19 protein-coding genes are annotated in these 18,605 nt (G+C 70.9%); 4 read left to right on the top strand and 15 right to left on the bottom strand.

The window, feature by feature from the left end:
* The 7 genes from F8279_RS04215 to F8279_RS04185 all read right to left on the bottom strand — a co-directional run.
* Positions 1–689: lytic polysaccharide monooxygenase (locus tag F8279_RS04215; RefSeq protein WP_151499150.1), on the bottom strand; the 689-nt coding region annotated here is incomplete at its 3' end.
* A 229-nt stretch (positions 690–918) separates the two neighbouring features.
* Complete coding sequence (urtE, locus tag F8279_RS04210) at positions 919–1,611, bottom strand: urea ABC transporter ATP-binding subunit UrtE (protein ID WP_151499149.1); 693 nt, start codon at positions 1,609–1,611, stop codon at positions 919–921.
* The gene (gene urtD / locus F8279_RS04205) at positions 1,611–2,387 is read right to left on the bottom strand and encodes an urea ABC transporter ATP-binding protein UrtD (protein ID WP_151499148.1); all 777 of its coding nucleotides are present in this window, start codon (positions 2,385–2,387) and stop codon (positions 1,611–1,613) included. Before urtD ends, urtE begins: the two co-directional genes overlap by 1 nt.
* Positions 2,384–3,568, bottom strand: coding sequence for an urea ABC transporter permease subunit UrtC (gene urtC / locus F8279_RS04200; RefSeq protein ID WP_151499147.1), 1,185 nt, complete (start codon positions 3,566–3,568; stop codon positions 2,384–2,386). The genes urtD and urtC overlap by 4 nt, the downstream gene beginning before the upstream one ends.
* Positions 3,565–4,452, bottom strand: coding sequence for an urea ABC transporter permease subunit UrtB (urtB, locus tag F8279_RS04195; protein ID WP_121684922.1), 888 nt, complete (start codon positions 4,450–4,452; stop codon positions 3,565–3,567). Before urtB ends, urtC begins: the two co-directional genes overlap by 4 nt.
* Before the next feature lie 76 nt (positions 4,453–4,528).
* On the bottom strand, positions 4,529–5,734 hold the full coding sequence (gene urtA / locus F8279_RS04190; protein WP_225853126.1) for an urea ABC transporter substrate-binding protein: 1,206 nt from the start codon (positions 5,732–5,734) through the stop codon (positions 4,529–4,531).
* Positions 5,735–6,176: 442 nt separating this feature from the next.
* Positions 6,177–7,259, bottom strand: a complete 1,083-nt coding sequence (locus F8279_RS04185; protein ID WP_151499145.1) for a substrate-binding domain-containing protein — start codon at positions 7,257–7,259, stop codon at positions 6,177–6,179.
* Positions 7,260–7,355: 96 nt separating this feature from the next.
* On the opposite strand from F8279_RS04185, the gene F8279_RS04180 reads away from it, so the two are divergent.
* Complete coding sequence (locus F8279_RS04180; RefSeq protein WP_151499144.1) at positions 7,356–7,820, top strand: MarR family winged helix-turn-helix transcriptional regulator; 465 nt, start codon at positions 7,356–7,358, stop codon at positions 7,818–7,820.
* Positions 7,821–7,826: 6 nt separating this feature from the next.
* On the opposite strand, the gene F8279_RS04175 is transcribed toward F8279_RS04180, so the two are convergent.
* The 7 genes from F8279_RS04175 to F8279_RS30180 all read right to left on the bottom strand — a co-directional run bounded on the left by F8279_RS04175 (position 7,827) and on the right by F8279_RS30180 (position 12,687).
* A complete protein-coding gene (locus tag F8279_RS04175) occupies positions 7,827–8,573 on the bottom strand; it encodes an urease accessory protein UreD (RefSeq protein WP_151499143.1) in 747 nt (248 codons plus the stop codon).
* A complete protein-coding gene (gene ureG, locus F8279_RS04170) occupies positions 8,573–9,244 on the bottom strand; it encodes an urease accessory protein UreG (protein WP_225853125.1) in 672 nt (223 codons plus the stop codon). Before ureG ends, F8279_RS04175 begins: the two co-directional genes overlap by 1 nt.
* 88 nt (positions 9,245–9,332) lie before the next feature.
* Complete coding sequence (locus F8279_RS04165; protein WP_151499141.1) at positions 9,333–10,025, bottom strand: urease accessory protein UreF; 693 nt, start codon at positions 10,023–10,025, stop codon at positions 9,333–9,335.
* Complete coding sequence (locus F8279_RS04160; RefSeq protein WP_151499140.1) at positions 10,025–11,728, bottom strand: urease subunit alpha; 1,704 nt, start codon at positions 11,726–11,728, stop codon at positions 10,025–10,027. Before F8279_RS04160 ends, F8279_RS04165 begins: the two co-directional genes overlap by 1 nt.
* Entirely contained in the window at positions 11,725–12,120 is a 396-nt protein-coding gene (locus F8279_RS04155) for an urease subunit beta (RefSeq protein WP_151499139.1), read from the bottom strand. The genes F8279_RS04160 and F8279_RS04155 overlap by 4 nt, the downstream gene beginning before the upstream one ends.
* On the bottom strand, positions 12,117–12,419 hold the full coding sequence (locus F8279_RS04150; RefSeq protein ID WP_091427589.1) for an urease subunit gamma: 303 nt from the start codon (positions 12,417–12,419) through the stop codon (positions 12,117–12,119). Before F8279_RS04150 ends, F8279_RS04155 begins: the two co-directional genes overlap by 4 nt.
* 91 nt (positions 12,420–12,510) lie before the next feature.
* A complete protein-coding gene (locus F8279_RS30180; RefSeq protein ID WP_192580624.1) occupies positions 12,511–12,687 on the bottom strand; it encodes a hypothetical protein in 177 nt (58 codons plus the stop codon).
* A 751-nt stretch (positions 12,688–13,438) separates the two neighbouring features.
* Here F8279_RS30180 and F8279_RS04145 point away from each other — a divergent pair.
* Positions 13,439–14,854 (top strand): PLP-dependent aminotransferase family protein, encoded by a 1,416-nt coding sequence (locus F8279_RS04145; RefSeq protein ID WP_151499138.1) that lies wholly within the window; start codon positions 13,439–13,441, stop codon positions 14,852–14,854.
* Positions 14,855–14,999: 145 nt separating this feature from the next.
* Here the strand turns inward: F8279_RS04145 and F8279_RS04140 are convergent, their stop codons facing one another.
* A complete protein-coding gene (locus F8279_RS04140; protein WP_225853124.1) occupies positions 15,000–16,073 on the bottom strand; it encodes a LacI family DNA-binding transcriptional regulator in 1,074 nt (357 codons plus the stop codon).
* A 207-nt stretch (positions 16,074–16,280) separates the two neighbouring features.
* Between F8279_RS04140 and F8279_RS04135 the strand changes: the two genes are divergently transcribed.
* Together F8279_RS04135 and F8279_RS04130 are read left to right on the top strand one after the other, a co-directional pair.
* Complete coding sequence (locus tag F8279_RS04135; RefSeq protein ID WP_151499137.1) at positions 16,281–17,552, top strand: ABC transporter substrate-binding protein; 1,272 nt, start codon at positions 16,281–16,283, stop codon at positions 17,550–17,552.
* Between the two features lie 64 nt (positions 17,553–17,616).
* Entirely contained in the window at positions 17,617–18,549 is a 933-nt protein-coding gene (locus F8279_RS04130) for a carbohydrate ABC transporter permease (RefSeq protein ID WP_030500465.1), read from the top strand.
* Positions 18,550–18,605: the final 56 nt, after the last annotated feature.

The raw sequence follows: 18,605 nt of genomic DNA, 5'->3' as shown, positions 1-18,605 counted from the left end.
GTCGTGGGCGGCGGGTTGCCGCCGCCGCCGAAGATCACGTCACTGCAGAGGTAGTACGGCTGGTCGAGGTGGGACGCCTGCCAGATGGTGTAGACGACGTGCCGCCCGGTGCGGTTGCCCGCGTTCACCTGCGCCTCGTAGAGCCCGGTGGTCGGGTAGCTGCCGGTGCGGAGCACCAGCTCGAGGCTGTTCCAGGTCAAGGGCTGGGTGGTCGGGTCGAAACCCTGCTTGGTGATGTAGATCAACATGTAGTCGGCGCCGTGCCGGGCGCCGTCGGTCAGCGTCAGGGTGAAGTTGTTCGGCATCGGCTTCGCGGTCCACGCGCCGACCGCGTCGAGCGAGGCGTACAGGCCGTTCTGGGTGCGGCCGCCGCTGCACAGTTGTCCGTCCGGCACGGCGGCCTGGTGGTTGCCGCCGACGTTCTCGCGGTACAGGCCGTTCCAGTTCCACATGGTGTTCGGGTTGGCCTGCCACGCCTGCCAGCACATCGGGTCGGTCTGGGCCATCGTGGGGTTGAGGTGGTCGGAACCCCAGCGCTCGTAACATCCGTAGTTGCGTGACGGCGGGTTGGTGACCGATCCGTGCGCCGAGGCCGGACCGGCCTGGTTGACGGCGACCATCGTGAACGAGGCGACGAGAACTGCGACCGCGCCCAGTCCCAGACGGCGTGCTGTCCGTGAGATTTTCATGATGCTCCAGTGGATGCGCCGGCGCCCAGTGGCCCTCGCTGGGTGCCCACCCCGGAGAAGGTGACGCCGATCGATTCAAGCCGTCCCAGGGGTGGACGGCACTGCTGCCCAGCAGCGCTTGGCGACTCCCAACCACGATGTTAGTAAAGACGGCCGTCAATGTAAATCGCCCACGAGCCGGGCGGCGCCGCCGGGCCGCGCTCGGCCGAAGGGCGCGACCCGGCCCGGGTCAGACCGCGAGGGCCGCGCGCACCTCCCGCTCCGCCGTCACTCCCCCGTCGCCGTGCGAGGTGACCCGGCCGGATTCGAGGACGTGGTAGCGGTTCGCCACCCGCAGCGCGAACCCGAGGTGCTGCTCGACGAGCAGCACGCTGAAGCCGGACTGCCGGGTCAGCTCGACGATCCGCTCCTGGATCTCGGCGACCACCGACGGCTGGATGCCCTCGGTCGGCTCGTCGAGCATGAGCAGCCGCGGCCGGGTGATCAACGCGCGGGCGATGGCGAGTTGCTGACGTTGACCACCGGAGAGCAGCCCGGCCCGCCGCCGCAGCAGCGGACGCAGCGCCGGGAACAGGTCCAGCACCTCCGCCGTCGCCACCGCGCCGTCGCGCCGGGCGTCGGCGACGAGGCGCAGGTTCTCCGCCGCCGTCAGGTGCGGGAAGCACTGCTGGCCCTGCGGGACGTACGCCATGCCGCGCGCCACCCGCTCGTGCGGCGCCAGACGGGTGACGTCCTCGCCGTCCAGCTCGACGGTGCCGGCGGTCGGGCGCAGCAGGCCCGCCGCGACCCGCAGCAGGGTGCTCTTACCGGCGCCGTTGTGCCCGAGCACCACGGCCACCCCGTCGGGCGGGACGGCGAGGTCCACGCCGTGCAGCACCCGGGAACGCCCGTATCCGGCGTGCACCCCGCGCAGGGTCAGCATCATGCCTCCAGACCGCTGGGGACCGACCCGGCGTCGACCGGGTGGCCGAGGTAGACCTCCTGCACGCGCGGGTCCGCCTGGACCTGCGCCACAGTGCCCTCGCTGAGCACCTTCCCCGCGTGCAGCACGGTGACGCTGCGCGCGAAGCGACGCAGGAAGTCCATGTCGTGCTCGATCACCACAACCGTGCGGTCCCGGCTCACCGTCTCCAGCAGCGCGCCCGTGGCGTCGCGCTCCTCGTGACTCATTCCCGCGACCGGCTCGTCGAGCAGCAGCAGCCGCGCGTCCTGCACCAGCAGCATGCCGATCTCCAGCCACTGCTTCTGGCCGTGCGCGAGCGTGCCGGCGAGCTGGTCGGCCCGGCCGGTCAGCCCGATGGTCTCCAGCGCGGCGGCCACCTCGTCGGGGATCCCGCGCCGGCGCCGGGCCAGGGTGGCCCAGCTCCGGCGGGCGCCCGCGGCGATGTCGAGGTTCTGCACGACCGACAGCTCCTCGAAGATCGTCGACGTCTGGAACGTCCGGCCGATGCCGAGCCGGCTGATCCGGTGCACCGGGCGACCCAGCAGCTCCTGGTCTCCGAAGCACGCCGAGCCGGTGGCCCGCACCAGACCGGTGATCGCGTCGACCAGGGTGGTCTTGCCGGCACCGTTCGGCCCGATCAGGAACCGGATGTCACCGGCGGGCACCTCCAGCGAGACGCCGTCGACGGCGGTGAAGCCGTCGAAGCTGACCCGCACGTCACGGACGGACAGCCCGTCCAGTCGGTCGTCGCTCATCGGTGCGCCTCCGCCCGCGAGGCACGTCGTCGGGCCGGCGCCGGCCGGCCGCGCCGGCTCTGCTCCGGGCCGGCGTCGCGGCGGCGGGCCAGCGCCCACAGCGACGCCAGGCCGCCGGGAAGGAACGCCACCACCACCACGAAGAGCAGACCCTGCAGGTACGTCCAGGTGCCCGGGAAACGTTCGGAGAGGGCGGTACGTGCCCAGGCGACCGCCACCGCGCCGAGCACCGGCCCGAGCAGCGTGGCCCGGCCGCCCACCGCCACACCGATGACGAACTCGATCGACGGGACGATGCCGATGAGGGCGGGCGAGATGATGCCCACCGCCGGCACGAACAGCGCGCCGGCGAGGCCCGCCATACCCGCCGCCACCACGTAGGCGACGAGCTTGACCGACGCCGGGTCGTAGCCGAGGAAACGGACCCGCTCCTCGCTGTCACGCACCGCCACGAGCAGTTCCCCGTACCGGCTGTGGACGATCTGGCGGGCCAGCGCGAGCAGCGCGAGCAGGACACCGGCGATGATGAAGTAGACCATCCGCTGGTTGACCGGGTCGTCCAGGTCGTAACCGAAGAAGCCCTCGATGTCGGTGAGCCCGTTGGTGCCGCCTGTGGTGCCCTGCTGGCCGATCAACAGGATCACCATGGCGGCGGCGAGCGCCTGGCTGAGGATGGCGAAGTACGCGCCCCGCACCCGGCGGCGGAACACCAGCGAGCCGAGCCCGAAGGCGACGGCCATCGGCAGCAGCACCGTGGCCGGCAGCGCGAACCACGGGCTGGCGAACGGCCGCCACCAGACTGGCAGTTCGTCGAGCTGCCCGTACAGCTGCATGAAGTCGGGCATCCCACCGGGACCCGCGTCGGCGAGCTTGAGGTGCATGGCCATCGCGTAGCCGCCCAGGCCGAAGAAGACGCCCTGGCCGAGGGTGAGCATGCCGCCGCGCCCCCAGGCGATGCCGATGCCGACGGCCACCATGGCGACGCAGAGGTACTTGGCGAGCAGGGCCAGCCGGAAGTCCGACAGCGCCAGCGGCGCGACGGCGAACAGCAGCGCCGCGCCGAACGCGAACCCCGCCGCAGCACGCAGCCGGGACCGGCCACCGGACCGGCTCGCAGGCGCGATGCCGGCCGGGGCCGGTGCGTCGGCGGTGCTCGGTGGCGCCGGTGTCACGGCGGTCATGCGAGGCTCCTGGTCCGCAGGGTGAACAGGCCCTGTGGCCGCCACTGGAGGAACGCGACGATCGCCACGAAGACGATCACCTTGGCGACGCTGAGGGTCGTGAGGTACTCCCCGGTGGCCTGGAGGACCCCGAGGGCGAAGGCGACGATCACGCTGCCCTTGAGCTGACCGATCCCGCCGACCACGACGACCAGGAAGGCGTCGATGATCAGGTTGGTGCCCATGGTCGGGCCGATCGGGCCGAGAAGGGTGAGCGCCACCCCGGCGAGCCCGGCCAGGCCCGAGCCGAGAAAGAAGGTCGTGCGGTCGACCCGGGCGGTGGGGACGCCGGACACCGCGGCGAGGTCGCGGTTCTGCACGACCGCGCGGATCCGGCGCCCCAACGGGGTGAACCGCAGCGCCAGGGTGAGGGCGGCGACGGCGGCGAGGGCCAGGGCCAGGATGAACAGCCGGTTGTTGGCGACCGTCAGCCCGCCGGGCAGGGCCACGTTGCCGGTGAGCAGGTCGGGCGCGCGGGTCTGCACGTTCGGACTGCCGAAGACGTCCCGGGCGAGCTGTTGCAGCATCAGGGACACGCCCCAGGTGACCAGCAGGGTGTCCAGGGGACGGGCGTAGAGCCGGCGGATCAGCAGGATCTCCAGCAGCACCCCCATCGTGCCGGCGACCACGAACGCCACCGGCAGCGCGACCAGCAGCGACAGGCCGGCGCCGGTGATGCTCTGTTGCAGCACGTACGTGGTGTAGGCGCCGGCCATGATGAACTCGCCGTGCGCCATGTTGATGACGTTCATCTGGCCGAAGGTCAGCGCCAGTCCGAGCGCGATGAGCAGCAGCACCGCGCCGATGCTGATGCCGGTGAAGAGTTGACCGAAGAGGACTGTCACGGTGGGTACTCCCGTACTGCTGGTCGGGGGCCCGGGCGGGGCGCGTCGTCGCGGTGCCCGCCCGGGGCCGGCGTCGTCAGCTCAGGCCGCTCGCCCACGGATAGGTCTTGAGGTACGGGTCCGGCGCGATCGGCTTGCCGGAGTTCCACACCTCGGTGATCAGGCCGTCCGCACCGACCTTGCCGATGCGGGCGGTCTTGGCGATGTGCTGGGTCTTGCCGTCGACGGTGACCAGGCCCTCCGGCGCGTCGAAGGTGATTCCGTCGGAGGCGCCGCGGACCTTCTCGACGTCGAACGCGCCGGCCTTCTCGACCATCGCCTTCCACAGGTGGACGCTGACGTAGGCGGCTTCCATCGGGTCGCTCGTCGGCTTGTCCGCGCCGTACTTCGCCTTGTACGCGGCCACGAACTTGTTGTTCGCCGCGCCGGGTGTGGTCTGGTAGTAGTTCCAGGCGGTCAGCTGGCCCTCCAGGTACTGGGTGCCGATGCCCTTGACCTCCTCCTCGGCGATGGACACCGACACCACAGGCATCGCGGCGGCGGTCAGGCCGGCCGACTTGTACTCCTTGAAGAACGCCACGTTGCTGTCGCCGTTGAGGGTGTTGAAGACCGCCTTCGCGCCGGACGACTTGACCTTGTTGACGATCGTGCCGAATTCGGTGGACCCGAGCGGCGCGTAGTCCTCGCCGACCACTGTCATCCCGTTCGCCGCCGCGTACGCCTTGATGATTTTGTTGGCCGTGCGCGGGAAGACGTAGTCGCTGCCGACCAGGTAGACCGATTTCGTTCCCTGGGCCTTGAGGTAGTCGAGGCCGGGGACGATCTGCTGGTTGGTCGTCGCGCCGGTGTAGAAGATGTAGGGCGACTGTTCCAGACCCTCGTACTGCACCGGGTAGAACAGCAGCGCCTTGTTCTTCTCGAACACCGGCTTGACCGCCTTGCGGCTGGCCGACGTCCAGCAGCCGAAAACGGCTGCCACCCGGTCCTCGGAGAGGAGCTTCTCGGCCTTTTCCGCGAAGGTGGGCCAGTCCGAGGCGCCGTCCTCGCCGATCGGCTGGATCTTCTTGCCGAGGACGCCGCCGGCCGCGTTGATCTCCTCGACGGCGAGCATGATGGAGTCGCGGACGGTGACCTCGCTGATCGCCATGGTGCCGGAGAGCGAGTTGAGCAGGCCCACCTTGACGGTGTCGCCGGAGACGTCGGCGGTGATGCCGGCCGCGCCGCCCTCGTCACTGGTCTTGCTGCCGCACGCGGTCATGGCCGCCGCGGCGACGAAAGTCATGGCACCCGCCAGGATGCGGCGGCCCCAAAGAACTGACATCTATTCTCCCTGCGGTGCACTCAAGTAGCGAAAGGACGGCCGGTGCGGTCCGGTGGAGTTGGCGATGCCAAGGTCGACGGGTGGACGTCGCCCATGGTCATCGCATCGGTTACGGGCACGCAAAGCGTTGACCGGCATGATTGCGCGGACGTTTCCCAGTCCTTAATTGACTGTTTCCCACGCACGTGGAGAGAACGCATGCCACAACGGCTGACACCGTCGCACGTAAGACGGTTTCAGCCGTGACTGATTCGGTGAAAAATTACCACCACAATGGTCGGCGGACAGATTCCGCCGACGGTGGACAGACATTCGCGGTATCCACCCTCCGGGGTAGATACTTCACGCAGGAAGCATCTTAGGGCCGGGCCGGGTGGACGTGTCAAGGGTCTGCACCGGGCGGTCAGAGCTGGGCGAGCACTGTGAAGTCGAGACCGTCGGCCTCGGCGAGGTAGATCCGCTGGCGCACGTGCCGTCGACGCAGCTGAAGCCGACCGCGCGGCCCGTGGTACGCCACCGTGTCGGCAGCCGTCTCGATCGCCCGTACGTCGAGGGTGCGGGCCTGCCCGATCAGGGCGGCGAGCAGCATAACGCCCTCGTAACAGGACTCCCCCAGGCTGCCCAGCGGCGGCGCATCCACCCCGAACCGGCGGGCGAACTCGCCGTGGAAGTCGAGGTTCTCCTGCGTCACGAGGCCGGCGAAGAAGCCCGCCGTGCTGTAGAGCCGCCGTGTCGCGCCCACCCCGCTGGCCAGCAGCATGTTCTCGTCCATCAGCGTGCTCAGCCGCAGGCAACGCTGGTCCATCGCGGCACGCGCGAACGCCCGGTTGAACCGCACCGCGTCCGCGCCGACGAGCAGCATCACCACGGCGTCGGCGTCGCTGCGCTCGATCCGGCGCAACACGTCGTCGAAGTCGTGCGTCTCCAACGGCAGGAACGCCTGCCCCACCACGCGACCACCGCCGCGCAGCGCGTACCGCTGGGCCGCCCGCGCGGTGCGCCGGGGCCACACGTAGTCGTTGCCGACCACGAACCAGCGGCGCACGCCCTGCTCCCCCGCGAGCAGCCGCATCGCGGGCCACAGCTGGGCGTCCGGCGTCTCGCTGGTCAGATAGACCCCCTCGGTACGCTCACCGCCCTCGTACAGGGCGGTGTAGACGTACGGCACGCGGCCCGCGACCCGGGGCGCGAGCGCCTGCCGCACCGAGGAGATGTGCCAACCGGTCACGCCCTGCACGGCGCCCACCGACACCAGCGCCTCCACCTGGGCGGCCACCTCGGACGGCGGGGCCCCACCGTCGACCGGCACCAGCCGCACCTCGCGGCCCAGCACCCCGCCACCGGCGTTGATCTCTTCGACCGCGAGCTGGGCGCAGAGTTCGCAGGCCGGGCCGAACATTCCGGCCGGCCCGCGCATCGGGTACACCAGCGCGATGCTGACCACGGCCCGATCGACTGTGAGCCACGGCGGTGCCGGCGCGGACATGAGCCCATGATTGCCCGGCCGACGTGGGAAAACCACAGCTCTCCACGGACCGGGACGAGTCGCTACCATGGCAGGGCCACCGGCCCAGGGAGTTCCATGTCAGACGTGCCCGGGGCGCCAGCCGATCTGCTGCGCTCGCTCACCCGCGCCGAACGGCTGCTGTCCCGCCGGTTGGCCGCCGTGCTGGCCGACGACGACCTGACCACCGAGGCGTGGCGGGTGCTCTGCCTGCTCGCCGACGGTCAGGGCCATCCGATGAGCGAGGTGTCCGCCGAGGCGTCGTTGCCGCCGGGGACCCTCACCAAGCTGGTCGACCAGCTCGTCGACCGTAACCTGGTGTTCCGGCGGATCGACCCGCTGGACCGCCGGCGTATCCGGGCCTACCTGACCACCCGGGGCCGCCGCGAGCACGCCCGACTCGACGAGCGAGTCCGGACCAGCCTCGCCGAGGCGGGCGTACCGGTCGACACCGCCCTGCTCGACCATCTCGCCGACCTGATCGCCCGACTCGATCCGGCGGGTCGCCGCGACCACGTCCAGGCGGCCGGCCCTCGCCGCTGACCCGCTTCACTCCACCTTGGTCAACAGCGGCTCGACCTCCACGTCGAGGTGGGTGCGCAGCGTGTGCGCGTCGGGAGCGGTGGCGGTCCACAGTGTCGCCGGACCACCTGCCAGGGGCAGCCGGGCGACGGTGCCCTCGACCGCCGCCGTCTCGTGGGGATGCGACGGGTCCACCACCAGCAGCGACCCGGTGGCCGGCGCGCCGCCGAGCACCGCGGGGCCGGCCCAGCCGGGCGCGCCCGGTCCCACGGCCAGTGACTGGCGCAGCAGCGGCCTGCCGTCGTAGTCGACCCGGGTGTGTACGACCGCGCCGCCCGGCGCCTCGCCGTACCGGCCACAGATCACCTCGTCGCGCCAGGTCAGCCTCGCCCCGGCGGCCAGCTTCACATGGGACTCGGTGAGATGCGCGCAGCCGGCCGCCGCGACCAGTTGCTCGGGCAGCCAGTGCAGTGCGCCGCCGTCGTGCACCACGGCGCGGACCGCCATCCGTGACACGACGTCGGGCCGGCCGGGCAGGGCGACCGAGGCGGCGACGGTGTGTACCCGCACCGCCGCCCCCGCTCCCACGTCGATCTCCAGCCGCAGGTCGTCGCCGGCGAGCGGGCCGGCCGCACCGCCGACGACGTACACGGTCGCGACACGACCGCTGCCGGGCGTCTGTCGCAGCAGCAGCGGCGTCTCACCGCGCAGCTCGGCGAGGACCGTGCCACCCCGGCCGTCGGCCCGGGCCACCAGCCGGGCGTACGCGCGCATCAGGCCGGGCCGACCCGCGTGGTGACCGGGTGCACTGCCGCATGGTGGGCCAGTTCGTGGCGGATCCAGTCGGCGACCCGCCCCGCCGCCGGGTCGCCGACGATCGACAGGAACACGGTCGGCAGGTCGCCGCGGCGGGCCCGCGCGTCCCGGTCCATGACGGCCAGGTCCGCGCCCACCATGGGGGCCAGATCGGTCTTGTTGATCACGAGCAGGTCGGCGGACGTCACCCCCGGTCCACCCTTGCGCGGCACCTTGTCCCCGCCGGCCACGTCGACCACGAATATCTGCCGGTCCACCAGGCCTCGGCTGAAGGTGGCGGTCAGGTTGTCCCCGCCGCTCTCGACCAGCACCAGGTCCAGCGGGCCGACCGCCTCGGCCAGCTCGTCCACGGCGTCGAGGTTGGCCCCGATGTCGTCCCGGATGGCGGTGTGCGGGCAGCAACCGGTCTCCACGGCGCGGATCCGGCTCGGGTCCAGCACGCCGGCCCGCTTGAGGAAGTCGGCGTCCTCGGTCGTGTAGATGTCGTTGGTGACCACGCCGAGTCGCAGCTCGCCGGCGAACGCCCGGCACAGGGCCGCCACCAGGGCGGTCTTGCCGGACCCGACCGGCCCGCCGATGCCGACGCGCAGCGCCCGGCCGGCCTGCGCCAGCGGCGGATGCGGGTCCACCCCCGGTTCGGGGTGGGTGTGCGGAACGGTCTCGTCGTGCGGGGCAGGATTCCGGCCGGCAGTGGGCGCAGCGGCCGGCACAACGGTGTCAGGACGCAAAGAGACGCACCTCCCAGGTGGCATGAGCTTCGGCGTGGATGTCGGCAAGAGGGGCGGCTGCCGCGGGCAGCCGCTCGGGTGGGTCGTCGGCCGCCCGGGCCGCCGCGGCGGCGGTGCCGTCGCACCGGGAGGCGAGACCGACCAGCAGGGCCTGGACCTGGTACGGGTCGAGGCCGAGCAGGCGTACGGCCGCACTGGCCGCACCGGTCACCGTCCCGTGGACGGCGGCCGCGGCGGTCTCGGCGCGGCTCAGGCCGGCGGCGGCGCAGAGCAGCCCGAGCACCAGCGGCTGGTGCGCTCCGCCAGGTGTGGAGGGCAGGTCGTCGAAGGACGCCTCCGGCCAGATGGCCCGGCCCGCGCGCAGCAGAGCCCGTCCCTGGCGACGGGACACCATGCGCAGCGCCGGTGCCGCCGTCCGGGCGTCCAGCTCCGCGTCGAGCAACGCCAGCGTGGACCCGCGTACGGCGGAACCGGCCGAGGTCACCGCCCGGTGCGCCGCCGCCGCGAACGCCGCACCGACCAGCCCGGCGGTGGCCAGCCGACCGACCAGGAACGCCTCCAACGAGGCCAGGTCGGTGACCCGGCCGGCGGCGACGGCGGCCTCCAGGCCGCCGGAGTGGGCGTGCGCGCCGGCCGGGAAGCGACCGTCGGCCAGCAGCAGGAGCAGGCTCGACGTCGCCATCAGAACAGGAAGTACCGCTGGGCCATCGGCAGGCGTGTCACCGGGTCCGGTTCCACCACCTGACCGTCGATCCGCACGGTGAAGGTGTCCGGCTCCACCTCGATCCGCGGCATCGCGTCGTTCTCCGGCAGGTCGGCCTTGCCCCGCGAGCGCACGTCCGCGACGGGCACCACCCGTCGCCGCACGTCGAGGCGCAGCCCGGCGTCGAGAGCGGCCGGCGCGACGAACGCCAGGCTGGTGGCCGACGCCGCAGCGCCGTACGCGCCGAACATCGGGCGCGGCAGCATCGGCTGCGGCGTCGGGATGGACGCGTTGGCGTCACCCATCTGGGCGTACGCGATCATGCCGCCCTTGAGCACCAGGTGCGGTCGTACGCCGAAGAACGCCGGATCCCACAGCACCAGGTCGGCCAGCTTGCCCGGCTCGACCGAGCCGATCTCCCGGTCCAGCCCGTTCGCCATCGCCGCGCAGATGGTGTACTTCGCCACGTACCGGCGGGCCCGGTGGTTGTCGGCCGCGCCGTCGCCGGGCAGCGCGCCGACCCGCTCCTTCATGACGTGCGCGCTCTGCCAGGTTCGCAGGATCACCTCGCCCACCCGGCCCATCGCCTGCGAGTCGGAGCCGATGATGGAGATCGCACCGAGGTCGTGCAGCAGGTCCTCGGCGGCCATGGTGGACGGTCGGATGCGGCTCTCGGCGAAGGCCAGGTCCTCCGGCACGGACGGGTTGAGATGGTGGCAGACCATCAGCATGTCCAGATGCTCGGCGAGGGTGTTGGCGGTGTACGGCCGGGTCGGGTTGGTCGACGACGGCAGCACGTTGGGCTCGCCGGCCACCGTGATGATGTCCGGCGCGTGCCCGCCTCCCGCGCCCTCGGTGTGGTACGAGTGGATGGCCCGGCCGGCGATCGCCCGCAGCGTGTCGGCCACGAAACCGGCCTCGTTGAGAGTGTCGGTGTGGATGGACACCTGCACCCCGGAGGCGTCCGCCACCCGCAGGCAGGCGTCGATCGCCGCCGGTGTGGTGCCCCAGTCCTCGTGCAGCTTGAAACCGCCCGCGCCGGCGCGCAACTGCTCCCACAGCGCCTCTTGCGAGACGGTGTTGCCCTTGCCGAGCAGCAGCACGTTGACCGGCATCGTGTCCAGCGCCTCGTGCATGCGGGCCAGGTGCCAGGCGTTCGGGGTGACCGTCGTGGCCCGGGTGCCCTCGGCGGGGCCGGTGCCGCCGCCGACGAGTGTGGTGATGCCGCCGGCCAGCGCCTCGGTGACGATCTCCGGGCAGATGAAGTGCACGTGGGTGTCGACGGCGCCGGCCGTGAGGATCCGGCCGTTCCCGGCGATGACCTCGGTGGCCGGGCCGATGACCAGCTCGGGGTGGACGCCGGGCATGGTGTCCGGGTTGCCGGCCCGGCCAAGCGCCACGATCCGCCCGTCGCGCAGACCCACGTCGGCCTTGACCACACCCCAGTGGTCGAGCACCACCGCGCCGGTGACGACGGTGTCGAGCGCGCCCTCGGCGCGGGTCGCCCGCGACTGGCCCATCGACTCGCGGATCACCTTCCCGCCACCGAAGACCGCCTCGTCGCCGCCCACGCAATGGTCGGTCTCCACCTCGATCAGCAGGCTCGTGTCGGCCAGCCGCATGCGGTCGCCGGTGGTCGGCCCGTACAGGTCGATGTAGCGGTCCCGCCGCACGGCGCTCACCGCGCCGGCCCGTCGGTCGTCGGCGCCCCGCTCGCCGGCGCCCCATTCGTCGGCGCGTCTGCTTCCGGCGTGGTCGGTGGCGCTTCGTCCAGCGGCCCGGCGCACTCGCCCCGGAGGCCGGGCACGACGCGTGCGCCGCCGAGCGGGACCAGCTCGACGGTGCGGCTCACGCCCGGCTCGAACCGGACCGAGGTACCCGCCGCAACGGCGAGACGCTGACCCCAGGCGACGGCCCGGTCGAACATCAGGGCCGGGTTGGCCTCGGCGAAGTGGTAGTGCGAGCCGATCTGCACCGGACGGTCGGCGGTGTTGACAACGACCACTGTGGTCACCGGCCGACCCACGTTGATCTCGACCGGGCCGGCCGCCGGCAGGATCTCCCCGGGGATCACGGGATCGGGTGGTGCACCGTCACGAGCTTGGTACCGTCCGGGAACGTCGCCTCCACCTGCACCTCCCTCAGCAGCTCGGGGATGCCGTCCTGGACGTCCTCGCGGCCGAGCACCGTCCGGCCGGCGGACATGAGGTCGACCACCGACCGTCCGTCGCGGGCCCCTTCCAGCAGGAAGGCGACGATGATCGCGACGGCTTCGGGATAGTTGAGTCGCAGGCCGCGCTCGCGGCGGCGGCGAGCGACATCGGCCGCGACGTGGACGAGCAGGCGGTCCTGCTCGTGCGGGCTGAGGAACACGGGACTCTCCGGTGGGGATCGGCGTGGCCCGCTCGCCGTCGGCTCCGCAGGGAGCCGCGCCGGGCAGCACCACCCGGAGTACGAGCTGGAGTCACACGACCGCCGCGTCGACCGCCGACGGGGTGGCCCGGGACTCCACCGTCCCGGCCCGCGTGACGGGCACCCGGCGGTGTCGGTCGGATGCGGACCGCACCGCCCACCGCTTGAGCAGACCGTAGAGGATCGCCACCGGCGGGGGCAACAGGTTCTGGCACGCCCGCGCCGTCAACTGCCGCGCCTACGGCTTGAACGTGGGACGGTTCTGAAGCCCCCCGAGCGGCTCCTGAACCGTCCCGGCCGCCGGCTTCGGCGGCTGCTCAGCCCGCGCTTTCGGCGTCAGGACGTGTGAACAGAGCCGCTGGTTGCATAGTCGCCAGAGTCGCATCGTGCCGTTGACGTGGGTCCGTACGACGTCCACGGTGCCGTGTACGCCCGCCCGAACGCGGTGTACGACACCTCAGCGCTCACGTCCCAGCATGTCAGCCAGACGCTGTAGGCCGCGGAGGGGTACAACGAGCTACGCGTGCAACTCGCGCTGAGGTATGTCCAGGGGTTCAAATCCCTCAAGGTACGGCAGCTCGTCGAGAGCAGCGCCATATCGCTGCTGATCGTGGTAACGCTGCTGGTCCGGGTCGCCGGTTCGGCAGTTGCGGCCTCCGCACCAACGCGACGTTGGTCCGCCTGAGCTGGAGCTGCCAGGGCGGTCGCCATTGCCGCCAGCGCCATGCAGATCACGGTCATACGTCCTACGGCTCGCACCATGGTTCTTCCTTCCGGTGGTTTTTCCTACCGACCGGGCACGACAGATGTTCACGGTGGATTTCGCGCTCGATCGTCCTGCGAATCAGAACGGTCACGGTCCGGCGGAATACCGATCGCATTCTGCTTCCCTGCCCTCGTCATCACCGTAGAAGCCGCGGTGGTCGTCGCCCAGAGCCAATTCGCGGGCACCTTGACGGTGCCACTTAGGATCTCGGGACGTGGACGTGGCCGTGCGGCTGGACCGGAACGGGATCCTGGCGGGGCAGATCTACCGGCAGCTACGCGATGCCGTCCTGGACGGGCGGCTTCGCCCGGACGAGGCGCTGCCATCCAGCCGGGATCTGGCCGAGCAGCTCCAGGTTTCGCGCAACACCGTGACGACCGCCTATGAGCGGCTGGTGGCCGAGGGCTATCTGACCGGGCGACCGGGCTCCGGAACGTTCGTCAACGCCCTGCCCCTCGCAGAGCCGACCGCGCCCGTGCTGCCGTCCGGACCTCTCACGCCGCGCGCCGTGTGGCCGTCGATCCCGGTGCCGCCCGATTTCGGCGACGCACCGGAGTTCGACTTCCGGGTCGGTGCGCCCGATACGCGGCTGTTCCCGTACGCGGCCTGGCGCCGGCTCCTGGGCAACCAGTTCCGGCCGACCGCCGTCGGCACCGGGATGCCGGTTGAGCCGGCCGGCCACTTCCGACTGCGTACCCTCATCGCCCGTCATCTGGGCACGGCCCGGAGCATCAGGGCGAATCCGCAGGATGTGCTGATGACCTGCGGCGTGCAGCAGGCGCTCGACCTGGTCGGGCGGGTGCTGCTCGAACCTGGCGCCACGGCGGCGATCGAGAATCCCGGCTATGAACCCGCGAAACTCGTATGGGAAGCCCAGGGCGCCCGGGTCACCGGCGTCCCGGTCGACGAGGAGGGCCTGATCGTCGACGCGCTGCCCGCGAACGCTCGGCTCGTCTATGTGACGCCGTCCCACCAGTACCCGACCGGCGTGGCGCTGTCGCTGCGGCGGCGCGTCGAGCTGCTCGCGTGGGCCCGGCGGCATGACGCGGCCATCGTCGAGGACGACTACGACAGCGAGTTCCGCTACACCAGACAGCAGCTGGAACCATTGCACAGCCTCGACCGCAGCGGCCGGGTCCTCTACGTCGGATCGTTCTCCAAGGTTCTGCTGCCCACGCTGCGACTGGGTTTCCTGATCCATCCGCCGTCGCTACGCCACGCCCTGCACGCCGCCAAATTCGTCACCGACTGGCACACCAGCCTGCCCCTGCAGGCTGCCATGGCGGATTTCCTCGAGCAGGGCATGTTCACGCGGCACCTGCGGCGGGTCCGCCGGGTGTACCGGCAGCGCCACGAACGCATCGCGGCTGCGCTCGCCGGCCCGCTGTCGGCGTACCTCAGGGTCGTGCCGTCGGCGGCCGGCCTGCACCTGAGCGCGATGGTGCGGGGAGCCACCGCCGCCGATGCGCTCGTCCGGGCCCGGGCCGCCGGCGTCGTTGTGGCGAGCTTTCCGGAAATCGCCGCCGCGGCACCCGATCCGCCGGGAGTGATCTTCGGGTACGGCATGATCGACGCGCACCGCATCGACGAAGGGATGGCCCGACTACATCACTGTTTGGCCACCGGTTAGACCGCCGGCCGCGACCTCGCCCAGGCACAGGTGTGACGCTCGAGGCAGGTCCGGTTGCGGGGTCGGTGACAGCGGCTCCGGCAACAGCGACCGCGAGCAGCAGCACGATCCAGAGCGGGACGGCGCCGACGTCGCGCGGTTCGGGTCAGGTGGTGCCGCGGACGACGAGCGTCGTCGGCAACACGGTCGGCTTTGGCGGGTCGTCGCCGCCGTGCAGCATGGCGACCAGCGCCTCGGCGGCGGCCGTGCCGAAGCCGGGCTTGTTCTGGGCGACGGTGCTGAGCCCGGGCGGGATCAGCGCGGCCACCTCGATGTCGTCGAAGCCGACAATCGCAATGTCGTCGGGGATCCGTAGGCCGGCCGCCTGGGCCGCCCGCATCGCGCCGACAGCCATCTCGTCACCGGCGACGAACACCGCGGTAGGGCGGTCGTCGAGGGCGAGCAGCCGGTCCATCGCGGCGTGACCGCCGTCGAGATAGAAGTCTCCCTCGACGACGTGGTCGTCGGCGAGCGGCAGGCCGGCCCCGGCCAGCGCGGCCCGGAAGCCGACGAGCCGTTCGGCTCCCGGCCAGGTTCGCAGCGGGCCGGTGATGGTGGCGATGCGCCGGTGGCCGCGCTCGACGAGGTGGCGCACGGCGAGCGCCGCGCCGCCGGCATTGTCCGAGGTGATGTAGGTCGACGTCGGGCCGTCGACCCGCAGGTCGAGAGCGACGCACGGCACCTGGGCTTCGACGAGGGCGAGCACGGCCGGGTCCCGGGTGCCGTTGTCGATGATGACCGCGCCGTCGAGGTTGTGCTGGCGGACGGCGCGCACGTATCGCTGCCCGTCGTCGGGCCCCGCCGCGTCGTGGCCGGCGAGCATGAGCAGGTTCAGCCCGTGCGCGCTGAGCGCCGTCTTGAGCGCGACGAGGATCTCCTGCAGGAATGGGTGGCGCCATCCAGGGCGGCGATGGTCGGTGTCCCATACCAGGCCCACCATGTTGGATTTCTTCGTGGCGAGCGTCCGGGCCGACCCGTTCGGCAGGTAGCCGATCTCGGCGGCCAGGTCGAGGATGCGCTGGCGGGTGTGCTGGCTGACGACCTCGGGGGTGTTGAAGACGCGGGACACGGTGGCGACGGACACGCCGGAGCGGCGCGCCAACTCCCTGATAGTGGTCAATGTGGTGCCTTCTCTGTAACCGGTTTCACGACCGTAGCGCCGGCACTGTCCGCCGGTCAAGCCGCATCGACCGTTACCGTTTTGTAACTTGACACCCCCTAGCCGAACCCGTTCACACTTCCCAGGAAAGGCGCTCGCCGGCGGTCACCCGCAACTCGGCCGACATCCGGTCTTCATCCAACTCCACCCACCCCCACCACCATCGCTTCGCCGACAATGTAACCGGTTTCAGGTAACCGGTTACATCGCACGAAAGGGTTCCCTGGCATGCACCCAAACCGACTGTTGCGACTGGCGGCGGCCACCCTGGCCGCCGGAGTACTGCTGACCGCGTGTGGCACCGGCACCGAGGGAGGCTCCGGCGGCGGCAACGAAAAGATCACCCTGAACGTCAACCTGTTCGGCAACTTCGGGTACCAGGACCTGTACGCCGAGTACCAGAAGGCGCACCCGAACATCACGATCCAGGAGCGCACGGCCGCCTACAACGACCATCATCGCGACCTGATCACCCACCTGGCCACCGGCTCCGGCGCGGGCGACATCGAGGGCGTCGACACGGGCTTCATCGCGCAGATGCGCGAGCGGGGCAACCTCTTCGTCGACCTGGGCAAGGACCGCCAGTCCGAGTACCTCGACTGGAAGTGGGCGGCGTCGCTGGCCAAGGACGGCAAGCAGGTCGGGTACGGCACCGACGTCGGCGGCCTGGCCATCTGCTATCGGCGTGACCTGTTCGAGAAGGCCGGCATGCCGTTCGACCGCGACCAGGTGTCGGCCGCCTGGGGCAGCGGCTGGGACCAGTACATCGAGTTCGGCAAGCGGTACGCGGCGAAGGCCCCGGCCGGCAGCGCCTTCTTCGATGGCGGAGGTCAACTGTTCAACGCCATCATCGGCCAGGCCCCGGTCGGGTACTACAACGAGGACAACGCCATCGTCGTGGGCACCAGCCCCGATGTCCGAAAGGCCTGGGACCTGACGGTGAAGGCGATCCAGAGCAACCTGTCGGCCAAGCTGATCGGCAGCTCGCAGGAGTGGAACAACGGCTTCGCGAAGGACCAGTTCGCCACCATCGCGTGCCCGGCCTGGATGATGACCAAGATCAAGGACCAGGCGAAGCACGCCGCCGGCAAGTGGGACGTGGCGAGCGTCCCGGGCGGCGGCGGCAACTGGGGCGGCTCGTACCTCACCGTTCCCAAGCAGGGCAAGCACATCGAGGAGGCCAAGAAGCTCGCGGCGTGGCTGACCGCCCCGGAACAGCAGGCCAAGGTCTTCACCGCGCGGGGCAACCTGCCGTCCATCCCGGCTCTGTACGACAAGCCCGACATTGCCCAGTACAAGGACGCCTTCTTCAACAACGCCCCGGTGGGCCAGCTCTTCACCACCGCGGCGAAGCAACTCAAGCCCCAGTACCAGGGCCCGCGAGCCGGAGACGTGCAGACCACCATCCGCGACGCCCTCGTCCGCATCGAACAGGGCAAGCAAAGCTCCGACGAGTCCTGGAAGCAGATGGTCAGCGACGTCGAGCGCCTCGCCAAGTAACTCGACCCGCGCCGCCGGCGGTCGCCCCTGACCGCCGGCGGCGCCCGGCGACGAAGGATCGACGATGGCCACCTACCTCCACCAGGCCCGGCGGGCCGGCCTGAGCCGGCTCGACACCAAGGGCTCGCCCTACCTCTACATCCTGCCGTTCTTCCTGCTGTTCGGCGCGTTCGGGCTGTTCCCGCTGCTGTACACGGCGTACGTCTCGTTCAATGACTGGGACCTGCTCGACTCCGGGTCGCACCGCTGGGTCGGCCTCGCGAACTACCGCGAGATGCTGCAGGACGCCTACTTCTGGAACGCCCTGGGCAACACACTCAGCATCTGGGTGCTGTCCACCGTGCCGCAACTGCTCGCCGCGCTCTGGATCGCCCACCTGCTCAACCACCGGCTGCGGGCCCGCACCGCGCTACGGATGGGCGTGCTGCTGCCCAACGTCACCTCGATCGTGGCGGTGACGATCGTCTTCACCCAGCTTTTCGGCCGCGACTTCGGCATGGTCAACTGGGCGCTCGGCCTCGTCGGCATCGGCCCGATCGACTGGCAGGCCAACACCTGGAGCTCCCACCTGGCCATCTCGTTCATCGTCGCCTGGCGGTGGACCGGCTACAACGCCCTCATCTACCTCGCCTCGATGCAGGCGATCCCGCACCACCTGTACGAGGCCGCCGACCTCGACGGCGCGTCGCAGGCTCAGCAGTTCAGGCGGATCACCGTCCCGATGCTGCGGCCGACGATCATCTTCACCACGGTGATCTCGACGATCGGCGGCCTGCAGATCATGGCCGAACCCCTGCTGTTCGCCAGCTCCCAGACGCCCACCGGCGGCTCCGACCGGCAGTTCCAGACCGTCGCCCTGTTCATGTACGAGCAGGGGTTCCGGGAGTTCCGCTTCGGCTACGCCTCGGCGGTCGCCTGGACGCTCTGTCTGGTCATCGCCATCTTCGCGATCATCAACTTCCTGCTCACCCGGCGCATCGCCAAGGACGAGGACTGAGGAGAACGCCGTGACCACCCTCGCGGACCCCGCACAGACCGGCACCACACCCTCGC

This window comes from Micromonospora sp. AMSO1212t, from assembly GCF_008868145.1.
GTDB classification, from domain to species: Bacteria; Actinomycetota; Actinomycetes; order Mycobacteriales; family Micromonosporaceae; genus Micromonospora; species Micromonospora tulbaghiae.
The sequence above is the reverse complement of the archived record's forward strand: the minus strand, read 5'-3'. Positions and strand labels throughout refer to the sequence as shown.